This window comes from Caballeronia sp. LZ033 (assembly GCF_031451265.1).
In the GTDB taxonomy this organism is placed as follows: Bacteria; Pseudomonadota; Gammaproteobacteria; order Burkholderiales; family Burkholderiaceae; genus Caballeronia.
In genome coordinates, this window is the sequence record NZ_JARUXQ010000001.1 from 1,782,015 (window position 1) to 1,793,474 (window position 11,460).

12 protein-coding genes are annotated in these 11,460 nt (G+C 65.1%); 3 read left to right on the forward strand and 9 right to left on the reverse strand.

What is annotated here, in order from left to right; genetic code table 11:
• Positions 1 to 76 precede the first annotated feature (76 nt).
• Positions 77 to 1,093 carry a zinc-binding alcohol dehydrogenase family protein gene (locus QCE62_RS08335; RefSeq protein ID WP_309916495.1) on the reverse strand — a complete coding sequence of 339 codons (1,017 nt, stop codon included), beginning with the start codon at positions 1,091 to 1,093 and terminating at the stop codon, positions 77 to 79.
• A 103-nt stretch (positions 1,094 to 1,196) separates the two neighbouring features.
• Between QCE62_RS08335 and QCE62_RS08340 the strand changes: the two genes are divergently transcribed.
• Both QCE62_RS08340 and serB read left to right on the forward strand, forming a co-directional pair.
• Positions 1,197 to 2,153, forward strand: coding sequence for a LysR family transcriptional regulator (locus QCE62_RS08340; protein WP_309808461.1), 957 nt, complete (start codon positions 1,197 to 1,199; stop codon positions 2,151 to 2,153).
• A gap of 71 nt (positions 2,154 to 2,224) precedes the next feature.
• Entirely contained in the window at positions 2,225 to 3,064 is an 840-nt protein-coding gene (serB, locus tag QCE62_RS08345) for a phosphoserine phosphatase SerB (RefSeq protein ID WP_309916498.1), read from the forward strand.
• A 53-nt stretch (positions 3,065 to 3,117) separates the two neighbouring features.
• Here serB and QCE62_RS08350 read toward each other — a convergent pair whose 3' ends face one another.
• The 5 genes from QCE62_RS08350 to rimO all read right to left on the reverse strand — a co-directional run bounded on the left by QCE62_RS08350 (position 3,118) and on the right by rimO (position 8,611).
• Complete coding sequence (locus tag QCE62_RS08350) at positions 3,118 to 4,317, reverse strand: cystathionine beta-lyase (RefSeq protein WP_309916500.1); 1,200 nt, start codon at positions 4,315 to 4,317, stop codon at positions 3,118 to 3,120.
• Positions 4,318 to 4,384: 67 nt separating this feature from the next.
• On the reverse strand, positions 4,385 to 5,074 hold the full coding sequence (locus QCE62_RS08355; RefSeq protein WP_309916502.1) for a hypothetical protein: 690 nt from the start codon (positions 5,072 to 5,074) through the stop codon (positions 4,385 to 4,387).
• A gap of 47 nt (positions 5,075 to 5,121) precedes the next feature.
• Positions 5,122 to 6,306: a beta-ketothiolase BktB gene (bktB, locus tag QCE62_RS08360; RefSeq protein WP_309916505.1), complete on the reverse strand. Its 1,185-nt coding sequence runs from the start codon at positions 6,304 to 6,306 to the stop codon at positions 5,122 to 5,124.
• Positions 6,307 to 6,345: 39 nt separating this feature from the next.
• Positions 6,346 to 7,269: a sugar kinase gene (locus tag QCE62_RS08365; RefSeq protein WP_309916508.1), complete on the reverse strand. Its 924-nt coding sequence runs from the start codon at positions 7,267 to 7,269 to the stop codon at positions 6,346 to 6,348.
• A gap of 4 nt (positions 7,270 to 7,273) precedes the next feature.
• Entirely contained in the window at positions 7,274 to 8,611 is a 1,338-nt protein-coding gene (gene rimO, locus QCE62_RS08370) for a 30S ribosomal protein S12 methylthiotransferase RimO (RefSeq protein WP_309916511.1), read from the reverse strand.
• 390 nt (positions 8,612 to 9,001) lie between these two features.
• Here rimO and QCE62_RS08375 point away from each other — a divergent pair, with 390 nt between their 5' ends.
• Positions 9,002 to 9,367, forward strand: a complete 366-nt coding sequence (locus tag QCE62_RS08375; RefSeq protein ID WP_309916513.1) for a GNAT family N-acetyltransferase — start codon at positions 9,002 to 9,004, stop codon at positions 9,365 to 9,367.
• A 396-nt stretch (positions 9,368 to 9,763) separates the two neighbouring features.
• On the opposite strand, the gene phaR is transcribed toward QCE62_RS08375, so the two are convergent.
• From phaR to QCE62_RS08390, 3 genes are all read right to left on the reverse strand, one after another.
• Complete coding sequence (gene phaR / locus QCE62_RS08380; RefSeq protein ID WP_309916516.1) at positions 9,764 to 10,336, reverse strand: polyhydroxyalkanoate synthesis repressor PhaR; 573 nt, start codon at positions 10,334 to 10,336, stop codon at positions 9,764 to 9,766.
• Positions 10,337 to 10,519: 183 nt separating this feature from the next.
• The gene (locus tag QCE62_RS08385) at positions 10,520 to 11,260 is read right to left on the reverse strand and encodes a 3-ketoacyl-ACP reductase (RefSeq protein WP_309916519.1); all 741 of its coding nucleotides are present in this window, start codon (positions 11,258 to 11,260) and stop codon (positions 10,520 to 10,522) included.
• A gap of 94 nt (positions 11,261 to 11,354) precedes the next feature.
• Positions 11,355 to 11,460, reverse strand: a 106-nt coding sequence (locus tag QCE62_RS08390) for a hypothetical protein (RefSeq protein ID WP_309919726.1), incomplete at its 5' end; no start/stop codon positions are given.

Sequence of the window (11,460 nt, forward strand, 5' to 3'; positions counted from 1 at the left end):
TGACGGGTCATCGTCATGGATAACCCGAGTGCGCGAAGGGCGGCTTGCGCATGGTCAAAAACCTGTCAGCGGCGCCTCAAAAGCCCGTCAGCACCAGCTTGCCGACCGTGCGCCCTTCTTCCAGCAGCCGATGCGCCTCGCGCAGGTTCGTCGCATTGATGGGTCCGAGGTCGCGTCCGAGGGTCGTGCGCAGCGTGCCTGCGTCGATCAGCCGCGCCACTTCCGACAGCAGCTTGTGCTGCTCGATCATGTCGGGCGTGCTGAACATCGCGCGCGTGAACATGAGCTCCCAGTGCAACGCCGCGCTCTTCACCTTCAGCAGTTCCACCGGCAGCGGCCGCGCATTCTCGACGATCGTGCAGATGCCGCCCTGCGGCTTGATGACTTCGGCGGCGGCCGGGAAATGCTTGTCGGTGTCGTTGAAGATCAGCACGTAGTCGACCTGCGGGAAGCCGATCTGCTTCATCTGCGCCGGGATGTCCCCGAAGTGATCGACGATGTGATCCGCACCGAGTTCTTGCGCCCACTTGGCCGATTCGGGCCGCGACGCCGTGGCGATCACCTGCAGCTTCGCCACCCGCTTCGCAAGCTGGATGCCGATCGACCCGACGCCGCCCGCCCCGCCGACGATCAGCACCGACTTGCCCGCGTCCTTGCCTTCCGCCGACACGCCCAGGCGGTCGAACAGCGCTTCCCACGCGGTGATGGTGGTCAGCGGCAGCGCGGCGGCGCTGCTGAAATCGAGCGAGGCCGGCTTCGTGCCGACGATGCGTTCATCGATCAGATGGAATTCGCTGTTCGCGCCGGGCCGGGTGATGTCGCCGGCGTAGTAGACCGGATCGCCGACCTTGAACAGCGTCGCTTCCGGTCCGACGGCGGCCACCACGCCCGCCGCGTCCCAGCCCAGCACGCGCGGGGCCGATTCGACCTTGTCCTTGGGCGCGCGCACCTTGGTGTCGACCGGATTGACGGCGATCGCCTCGACCTTCACGAGCAAGTCGCGTCCGGTGGGCACGGGTTGCTCGAGTTCGATGTCGACCAGCGCTTGCGGGTCGGAAATCGGGAGGTAGCGCGTGAAACCGATGGCTTTCATGGGGTGCTCCATTGAAGTGAGTGAACTGTTGCCCATGGTAAGACGCCTGGGATATTCGGAAAACCGTCATAATCACTGAAACATTTTTCGCCAAATCCATCAAATGGCAAGCGATCTCCTCGCGGACGCCACGCCGCGCGAGCGTCTCGATCTCCTCGATATCGGACTTTTCGTGCGTGCGGCGGCGTTGGCCAATCTGTCCGCCGCCGCGCGCGAATTCGGGCTCTCGCCCGCGGTGGCGAGCGCCCGCATCGCGGCGCTGGAGCGCATGCTCGGCGCGCGGCTGCTGCATCGCACGACCCGGCGCGTCTCGCTGACCCAGGAGGGCGAGATCTTCGCCGACCACGCGCGCGGCCTGCTTGACGCCGCCGACGCGGCGCGCGCGTCGGTCGGACAGGCGCGCGAGCATCCGCACGGACGCCTGCGCGTGACCATGCCCTCGTCGCTCGGACGCCAGCACATCTCGCCGCTGATGCCCGCGTTCCTGCGCCAATACCCGGGCGTGAGCGTCGATCTGCGCATGACCGACCAGATCGTCGATCTCGTGGACGAGGGCATTGACCTCGCAATCCGCATCGGCGCGCTGAAGGATTCGACGCTGGTGGCGAAGAAGCTCGCGAGCAACCGCCGCGTGCTGTGCGCATCGCCCGGCTATCTCGCGCGGCACGGCACGCCGCGCCATCCGGCCGATCTCGCGCGCCACGAGTGTGTGATCCTCGCCGATCAGCGCGACTGGAGCTTCGTCACGCCGACCGGCGTGATCGACGTGCGCGTGTCCGGTCGGCTCGTGACCGACAACGGCGAGGTGATCCGCGATGCGCTGGCGGCGGGCATCGGCATCGGGCTGAAATCAACGTGGAGCGTCGCGCCGCTGATCGCGAGCGGCGAACTCGTCACGCTGCTCGACGACTATCCGCCCGCGCAGACCGTGGCGATCTGGGCCGTGTATCCGAGCCGCGCGTTTGTGCCGCCGAAAACGCTGGCCTTCATCGACTTCCTCGCCGGACAGTTCGGCGAGCCGCCCTACTGGGACGTCGATCCCGCGAAGGTGCAGCGTTAGCGCGCGCAAGCCGGCCGGTACAATGGCGCTTTCGCGCGTCCACTGTTTCTTGGCCCTCGCCCTCGCCTTCGATGAACCTCGTCATTCAAAGCCTCGCCCCGATCTCCGATTCGCATCTGCGCCCGCTCGCGGCGCTGGCCCGCTCGCAGGCTCCGCAGCGCGTCGATGACACGTTGCTGCGTCTTGCCGGCGCCGATCCGCTGCAACGTCCCGACATCGACGCGTACTGCGGCACGCACGGCCTCGACTACGCCTACATCGCGCCGGATGCGACGCTCGCCGGTTTTGGCCTCGTCGCGATGGACATGGACTCGACGCTCATCACGATCGAATGCATCGATGAAATCGCGGATTTCTGCGGGCTGAAGGCGGAAGTCGCGGCGATCACCGAGGCGTCGATGCGCGGCGAGATCAAGGACTTCAACGAGAGCCTCACGCGCCGCGTCGCGTTGCTGAAGGGACTCGATGCAAACGCGCTCGAACGGGTCTACGAGGAACGCCTGAAACTGTCGCCGGGCGCGGAGCGCATGCTCGCCGGCGCGCGCGCGGCGGGTCTGAAGACGCTGCTCGTGTCGGGCGGCTTCACGTTCTTCACCGAGCGGCTGAAGGCGCGTCTCGGCCTCGACTACACGCGGGCGAACACGCTCGAAATCGTCGATGGCAAGCTGACGGGGAAAGTAGTCGGCGAAATCGTCAACGCGGACTTGAAGGCGCGCACGCTGCTCGACACCTGCGCGCAGATCGGCATCGATCCGCAGCGCGCGATCGCCATGGGCGACGGCTCGAACGATCTGAAGATGATGGCCGAAGCGGGCTTGTCGGTGGCGTTTCGCGCGAAGCCGGTCGTGCGCGAGTCGGCGAGCCTCGCGTTCAACTTCGTCGGCCTCGACGGCCTGCTGCGGTTGTTCTGAACGCTGCGGCTTTCGTGCTTGTCGAAGAACGGCGCCCTCGGGCGCCGTTTGTCTTAACCGAACGCCTTGACCAGCGCCGCTTCGAGATCGGCGCGCAGGTCCGCTTCCGCCTCCAGCCCAATGTAGAACCGCACCAGCACGCCTTCGTGCGGCCATTGCGATGCCGTGCGCATCGTGCGGACGGTGTAGGGCATCGCGAGGCTGTGCGAGCCGCCCCAGCTCCAGCCGATCGAGAACAGCTCGAGCGCCTCGACGAACGCATCGACTTGCGCCGCGCTGTATTGCTTGTCGAAGACGATGGAGAACAGGCCGCCCGCGCCGCCCTTGAAATCGCGCTCGAAGAACGCGTGGCCGGGACAGTCCGGCAGCGCCGGATGCAGCACGGCGGCCACTTCGGGGCGCATCTTCAGCCAGGTGGCGAGCGCGAACGCCGCGCGGTCGTGGGCCTCGTAACGCGTCTTCATCGAAGGCAGGCTGCGCAATACGAGCGATGCATCGTCCGCCGATACCCCGACACCCAGCTGCATGCGCGCGCGCTTCAGCTTGCTGTGCAAGTCGGCGTTGCGCGTGATGGTCGCGCCCATCAGCACGTCGCTGCCGCCGGACTGATACTTCGTCAGCGCCTGCACCGAAATGTCGACGCCATGTTCGAACGGCTTGAAAGCGAGGCCGGCCGAGAACGTATTGTCGATGGCCGTCACGATGCCCTTCGCCCGCGCGGCCGCGGCGATGGCGGGCACGTCCTGCACTTCCATCGTCACGGAACCGGGCGCTTCGAGCCAGACCAGCTTCGTATTGGCGCGCAGCAAGGTATCGATGCCCGCGCCGATCATTGGATCGTAATACGTCACCTCGATGCCGAAATCCTCCGCGAGCCAGTCCGCGTGATCGCGGTTCGGGCCATAGGCGTTGTCGGGCACGAGCACGTGATCGCCCGTCCGCACGAGACCGAAATAGACATTCGAGATCGCCGCGAGTCCCGAGGGCTGCAACAGCGCGTACTCGCCGCCTTCGATGGCCGCGATGCGCTGCGCCAGCGCGATGGTCGTCGGCGTCCCGTGCAGGCCGTAGCGCCACCTGGAGTCGTCGTTCCAGACGAGCGAGCGCATCGTCGCGAGATCGGGAAACACGACCGTCGACGCCCGCGCCACCGGCACCGAAAACGACTCGAAGCCGGGCGTGATGCGATCCTCCGGCTGGACGATGCGGGTTTGCAGGTCGCGGTTGGGGGCGTTGTCGTGGGAATCGGTCATGGCGTGGCGTTGAAACGGATCAAGGAAGATGCCGCCGGAGCGCGCCGGCGGCATGAAAGAGACAGGGCTATTCGCCGATGATGACGTTGCTCGTGCCGCCCACGCTGTTCTTCGGCGGTGCGGGCGGCGCCGGTTCCAGCGACGGCGCGGGCGGCGCTTTCGATGCACCCGCCGCGCCCGCTGAACCCGCGGCATTCCCGCCCGGCAGCGGCGGCAGCCCGGCGCCCGCAACGGCGGGCCGAAGCTCGAAGGGCTGTCCGTTGGAATCGTCGGGATCCATGCGTTCGCCGGACACGCTGCCGTCCGGCGCGAACTTGCCGACCCAGTTGCCGGTGATGTGCGTGCCGTCGTTCGATTCCTCGATCTCGAGCGTGTCGCTGTCGCGATCGCCCGCCACGAGAATCACGTTCGGGCTGCCGGCGAAGCGGTACTCGCCGTGGACGCCGGACGGATCGTCGGTTTTCGCGCCGAGCGTCATCTCGACCTGCCTGGTGCCCAGCGTGCCGACATAGCGCGGAAAGCGCGCGTACTCCGGATTGGGCGTCAGCGGCTTTTGCGGCGGCAGCGCCAGTTCGGCGATGGCCGCTTGCGCGCCGTGCGCATCCGCGCCGGCCGGCTCGCGCTGGTCAGGCGGCAGCACGCCGGAGCTCCCTGCGGGCATCGGCGAATTGCAGGCGGCCAGCGCCGCCGTGATGGCCAGCGCCGCCGTGATGGCCAGCGCCGCGATGAGACGCGAGCCGTGCATGCTGTGGATCATCCGTGGTTCCTTCGTTGTGTGCGGGATTCGAGCGCGCATCGGCTGCCTCAGATGCGCTCGAAGATCGCCGCGATGCCCTGCCCGCCGCCGATGCACATCGTCACGAGCGCATAGCGCCCGCCGATGCGCTGCAGCTCGTACAGCGCCTTCACGGTGATCAGCGCGCCCGTGGCGCCGATCGGATGGCCGAGCGAAATGCCCGAACCGTTCGGATTGACCTTCGCGGGATCCAGCTTCAGTTCCTGCGACACGGCGCAGGCCTGCGCGGCGAACGCCTCGTTGGCCTCGATCACGTCGAGATCCGCGACGGACAAACCCGCGCGTTCCAGGACCTTCTGCGTCGCGGGCACCGGGCCGATGCCCATGAGCTTCGGATCGACGCCCGCGTGCGCGTAGGCGACCAGCCTGGCCAGCGGCTGCGCGCCGCGCTTCTCGGCGACGCTGCGCTCCATCAGCACGACGGCCGCCGCGGCGTCGTTGATGCCCGATGCATTGCCCGCCGTCACCGTGCCGTTTTCTTTCGCGAACACGGGCTTGAGCTTCGCGAAGTCCTCGGCAGTGGCGTTCATGCGCACGTGTTCGTCGCGCTCGAACACCGTGTCGCCTTTCTTCGACGCGAGCGTGATCGGCAGGATCTGCTCCTTGAAGAAACCGGCCTCGATGGCGTGCGCCGCGCGCTTGTGCGATTCGAGCGCGAGCGCGTCCTGCATCTCCCGCGTGATGCCGAACTGGCGCGCGACGTTCTCGGCGGTCACGCCCATGTGAATCTTGTCGAACGGATCGTTCAGCGCGCCGACCATCATGTCGACGATGCGCGCGTCGCCCATGCGCTGGCCGAAGCGCGCGGCCGGCATGATGTAGGGCGCGCGGCTCATGCTTTCAGCGCCGCCGCCGATGGCGACATCCGCATCGCCGAGCAGGATGCTCTGCGACGCCGATACGATCGCCTGCAGGCCCGAACCGCACAGGCGGTTCACCGTGAGCGCGGGCGCGTGCTGCGTGACGCCGCCGTCGAGCGCGGCGACGCGGGCAAGATACATGTCGCGCGGCTCGGTCTGGATCACGTTGCCGAACACTACGTGGCCGACTTCATCGCCCTGCACGTTCGCACGCGACAAGGCCTCGCGCACGACGCGCGCGCCGAGATCGGTCGGCGTGAAATCCTTCAGCGCGCCGCCGAAATCGCCGATTGCCGTGCGCACGCCGCTCACCACCACCACTTCACGTTGCATGTCGTCTCCGCTGTCGGGTTGCTGTTGCTGGATTGACGCTCAGGCTTTCAGCGCGCGCTCCACCGCGGCCTGATCAGGAATCGGCGCGACCGCGCCAAAGCCTTGCGTCGACAAGGCGGCCGCCGCGTTCGCATAGCGCGCGGCCGCGAAAGGATCATCGCCGGCGACGATGCGCGCAATGAACGCGCCGCCAAAGCAGTCGCCCGCGCCGGTGGCATCGACCGCCTGCACGACGCGGCCGGGCACCACGCGCCGCTCGGCGGGCGTGGCGATGTACGCGCCTTCGCGGCCCAGTTTCAGCGCGACGATCTTCGGACCGAGCGCCAACAAGGCGTCGACGATCGCGTCCTTGTCTTCGTGGCCCGTGAGCAGCGTGACGTCGTCCCAGCTCGGCAGGCAGATGTCGGCCGAGCGGATGGCTTCGAGCATCACGGCGCGAGCGCGCGCGAGCGGCCACAGCTTGAGGCGCAGGTTGGTGTCGAAACTGACGGTGACGCGGTGCGAGCGCGCATGGTCGATGGCGGCGAGCGCGGCATCGCACGCGGCCACGCCGATCGCCAGACTGATGCCCGACAGATGCACGACGCGGGCGGCCGCGATGGCGTCGAGCGGCAGGTGCGACGGCGCATAGCGGCTCGCCGCCGAGCCCGCGCGCAAGTAGTCGAAGCGATGCCCCTGCTCGCCGTGCGACACGAAATACACGCCCGTGGGCGCGTCCTGATCGATGCGCACCGTGGAGGTGTCGACGTTCTCCGCGCGCCACAAGTCGAGCAGCAACTGGCCGAAGTGATCGTTGCCGACGGCGGAAACGAAGCCGGTCGAGGCGCCCTGCCGCGACGCCGCGATCAGGAAGTTCGACACGTCGCCGCCGAAACCTTGCAGATAGCCGGGCTGGCCGCGCTGCGACTGGTTGAACTCGATCATCGCCTCGCCGAGGGCGAGGACCTGCGGAGCGTGCGGCATGGTGTCAGACCTCGCCCCAGAGATCGTGGCCGTCGGCGCCGGTGATTTTCACGGAGACGAAATCGCCGGCCTTGTAGCGCTTCGATGCCTTGGTGGCCGGCGCGATGTACACGACGCCGTCGATTTCCGGCGCATCCGCCGCCGTGCGGCCGATGCCGCCGTCCGTGCCGATCTCGTCAACGAGCACCTTGAGCGTCTTGCCCACTTTCTTTTTCATGCGCTTCGCCGACAGTTCCTCGGCGAGTTCCATGAAGCGCGCGCGGCGCTCTTCGCGGACTTCATCGGGCAAGGCGCCGTCGAGTTCGTTGGCGCTCGCGCCTTCGACCGGCGAATACGCAAAGCAGCCGACGCGGTCCAGGTCCGCTTCCGCGATGAAGTCGAGCAGGGTCTGGAACTGCTCTTCCGTTTCGCCCGGAAAGCCTGCGATGAAGGTGCTGCGAATGCTCAGGTCGGGACAGATTTCGCGCCACGTCCGGACGCGCTCGAGCACTTTCTCGGCGTTGGCTGGGCGCTTCATGCGCTTGAGCACCTCGGGATGCGCGTGCTGGAACGGCACGTCGAGATACGGCAGCACGTGGCCCTTGAGCGGGCCTTCGGCCATCATCGGGATGACTTCGTCGACGCTCGGGTACGGATAGACGTAATGCAGACGCACCCAGGCGCCGTATTGGGCGGCAAGTTCGCCGAGCGCGCCGACCAGGTCGGTCATGCGCGTCTTGAGCGGCTTGCCGTTCCAGAAGCCGGTGCGGTACTTGACGTCGACGCCGTACGCGCTCGTGTCCTGCGAGATCACGAGCAGTTCCTTCACGCCGGACTTGAAGAGATTCTCGGCTTCGAGCATGACTTCGGCGACGGGACGCGAGACGAGATCGCCGCGCATCGACGGAATGATGCAGAAGGTGCAGCGATGATTGCAGCCTTCGGAGATTTTCAGATAGGCGTAGTGGCGCGGCGTGAGCTTGATGCCGGCGGGCGGGACGAGGTCGGTGAACGGATCGTGCGGCTTGGGCAGATACGTGTGCACCGCGTTCATCACTTCGTTGGTGGCGTGGGGGCCGGTGACCGCGAGCACCTTCGGATGCACTTCCTCGATCAGGCCGCCGCCGCTCGCGCTCTTTTTCGCGCCGAGGCAGCCGGTGACGATGACCTTGCCGTTTTCGGAGAGCGCCTCGCCGATGGCGTCGAGGCTTTCCTGCACGGCTTCGTCGATGAAGCCGCAGGTGTTGACCACGACGAGGTCCGCGCCGTCATAGGTGCCGGAGATCTGATAACCCTCGGCGCGCAGCTGGGTGATGATCTGCTCGGAGTCGACGAGGGCTTTCGGGCAGCCGAGGGACACCATGCCGATTTTGGGGGCTGGGGCCTGGGCGGTTGATTCCAAAGAGTTTTTCACGGGGAGAGACGATGTTGTGGGACTCGGCCGAAGGCGTCGGGCGAATCCACTATTTTACATCGGAGCGGTGGGGAGGCGGTTTGGAGGGCGGTGGGTGGTGCGGATTGGTTCAAGCGGAGGATCACCCAGGCATTCGCTGTGACACGGTTTGCTGAAAACGAACCCCTTTTTCACAACACAGTCTGCGTTTGTCGTTCAGACTGGCTTACATCCGCGAGGCTCGAAACTTGAAATACGACGCGAAATGCCATGAGAAGGACAGCAATACAGATCCGCGCTGCAACCGTCGAAGACGTGCCCCGGCTTTTCGATGTTCGCACTAGCGTCCGTGAGAACCGCATGTCCATCGAAGAACTGGCATCCGCGAATATCACGCCGGTGACCATTGCCGCCATGCTGACCGGCGAAGGCCGCGGTTGGGTTGCGGAAGATGCTGCAAAGGTTGTGGCATTCGGCATGGCAAACGCGGCAGACGCAACGATCTTCGCGCTGTTTGTTCGACCCGAATATGAAGGAATCGGCGTGGGCCGGCTGCTCATGAACGCAGCGGAACAATGGTTGTTCAGCCAAGCATGCGGCGAGATCTGGCTGCGGACTGATCGGAATCCAGCAGTCCGAGCGAACGGCTTTTATCAGCGGCTTGGTTGGAAAAACGAGGGGGTTCAGGAAGACGGCCAGAATCAATATACGAAGTGCCTTTCTTGATACTGCACCTGCGGCACTTGAACGATTTTCCGGCGAACTCGGCTCGAGACGTCGCGAGACGTTGAATCCTGATGGATGCGCCGCTTCCTGCCTTATCGATATAGCAGATCGATATAGCAAATGTACGTCACAGTCTTGCGTCCGCGGATATGAAAACAGCCGCTCGAAGCGGCTGTTTGGCGGCCTGCGGCCGTATTTGCCGTCAGGTTTCCCCGTTCGACGAGCGTTTCAGGCATCGCCTGAAACGTAGGTATCGCTTAGGGGCGCGCCACACCGAGCGTCAACGAAATCGCGAACGCATTTCTGTGAAATTACTTCCTCAACGTTCCGCCGCTGACCCTGATCCCCCGGCTGGCGATGCACGCCACCCGCGAAGCCTGCCCGGATACGAGCCCCCTACTTCTTCTCCGTAGTCGGCCCCGTAGGCGCCTGAAACGGAAACGTATTGAACATCGTCTTCGCCTGAGATTGCATCTGCTCCTGCATCTGCACGAACATGTTCTTCGACTGCTCGATATAGCTCGTCATCATGCCCTGCATCATCGGCGCCTGCATGTTCATGAACTGCGACCAGACCTCGGGATTCAGCGCATTGCCGTCGTAAATGCCCTTGCTTTGCTCGGACAGCTTCTGCTGGATGTCGATGAACGCCTGGATGTTCTTCTCCAGGTACGTGCCCATCATGCCCTGCATCGCGTGGCCGTAGAAGCGGATGATCTGCGACAGCATCACCGAGGAGAACATCGGCAGGCCGCCGCTCTCTTCCTCAAGAATGATCTGCAGCAGGATGCTGCGCGTGAGGTCGTCGTTGGACTTCGCGTCGAGCACCTTGAACTCTTCCTGATCGAGCACGAGTTGCTTCACATCCGACAACGTGATGTAGGTGCTCGTCTCCGTGTCATACAGCCGACGGTTCGGATACTTCTTGATCAGTCGCTCGGCGGATTTCTTTGTAGTAGTAGTGGTCATTGAACGCCTTTAAACGCAAAACTTTACTGCGATGGCAGCAAGCAGGTCTTGCGTCGTCGCAAAAAAGCGCTGCTGCATGTTCGCCGCATCGTTGAAAAAATCCGGCGAGTGGCGGCCCGCCCGGATGCACGTAATGCATGCAACGCACGCAATGCACGCCGCACCCGGACGAGCCTCCGCCCGTCAGCCCATATGCAAGCCGCCGTTCAGCGAGAAGTCCGCTCCGGTCGAGAAGCCCGATTCATCGGAGGCCAGCCACGCGCAGATCGAGCCGATCTCGTCGGGCGTGCCCAGACGCCGCACCGGAATGGTCGCGACGATCTTCTCCAGCACTTCCGGCCGGATGGCCTTCACCATGTCCGTGCCGATGTAACCCGGCGACACCGTGTTGACCGTCACGCCCTTGGTCGCCACTTCCTGCGCGAGCGCCATCGTGAAGCCGTGAATGCCGGCCTTGGCTGTCGAATAGTTGGTCTGGCCGAACTGCCCCTTCTGCCCGTTCACCGACGAAATGTTGATGATGCGGCCGAAACCCCGCTCCACCATGCCGTCGATGACCTGCTTGGTCACGTTGAACAGGCTCGTCAGGTTGGTGTCGATGACGGCCGTCCAGTCCTCGTGCGTCATCTTGCGGAACACGACGTCGCGCGTGATGCCTGCATTGTTCACCAGCACGTCGACTTCGCCGACTTCGGATTTGACCTTGTCGAACGCGTTCTTGGTCGATTCCCAGTCGCCGACGTTGCCTTCCGAGGCAATGAAGTCGAAGCCGAGCGCCTTCTGGTCTTCCAGCCATTTCACCCGGCGCGGCGAGTTGGGGCCGCAGCCCGCGACCACCGTGAAGCCATCCTTGTGCAGGCGCTGGCAGATGCTGGTGCCGATGCCGCCCATGCCGCCGGTTACATACGCTATGCGCTTCGTCATTCCTCACTCCATTTTCGTTATGCGGACGGCGATCTCCAGGCCGCCCGCCAATCCTTCCCAGTCCTGCCCTGCGTACTTGTGCCGCGCGTCCTGCTTACGGCCGTTCCACCGCCAGCGCCACGCCCATGCCGCCGCCGATGCACAGCGACGCCAGACCCTTCTTCGCATCGCGCTTCTGCATTTCGTGCAGCAGCGTCACC

Bases quoted from the DNA above. Each gene is read 5' to 3' on its own strand.
- QCE62_RS08335 (WP_309916495.1), bottom strand. From the start codon at position 1,093: ATGAAAGCCATCGGTTTCACGCGCTACCTCCCGATTTCCGACCCGCAA.
- QCE62_RS08340 (WP_309808461.1), top strand. From the start codon at position 1,197: ATGGCAAGCGATCTCCTCGCGGACGCCACGCCGCGCGAGCGTCTCGAT.
- serB (WP_309916498.1), top strand. From the start codon at position 2,225: ATGAACCTCGTCATTCAAAGCCTCGCCCCGATCTCCGATTCGCATCTG.
- QCE62_RS08350 (WP_309916500.1), bottom strand. From the start codon at position 4,317: ATGACCGATTCCCACGACAACGCCCCCAACCGCGACCTGCAAACCCGC.
- QCE62_RS08355 (WP_309916502.1), bottom strand. From the start codon at position 5,074: ATGATCCACAGCATGCACGGCTCGCGTCTCATCGCGGCGCTGGCCATC.
- bktB (WP_309916505.1), bottom strand. From the start codon at position 6,306: ATGCAACGTGAAGTGGTGGTGGTGAGCGGCGTGCGCACGGCAATCGGC.
- QCE62_RS08365 (WP_309916508.1), bottom strand. From the start codon at position 7,269: ATGCCGCACGCTCCGCAGGTCCTCGCCCTCGGCGAGGCGATGATCGAG.
- rimO (WP_309916511.1), bottom strand. From the start codon at position 8,611: ATGGTGTCCCTCGGCTGCCCGAAAGCCCTCGTCGACTCCGAGCAGATC.
- QCE62_RS08375 (WP_309916513.1), top strand. From the start codon at position 9,002: ATGTCCATCGAAGAACTGGCATCCGCGAATATCACGCCGGTGACCATT.
- phaR (WP_309916516.1), bottom strand. From the start codon at position 10,336: ATGACCACTACTACTACAAAGAAATCCGCCGAGCGACTGATCAAGAAG.
- QCE62_RS08385 (WP_309916519.1), bottom strand. From the start codon at position 11,260: ATGACGAAGCGCATAGCGTATGTAACCGGCGGCATGGGCGGCATCGGC.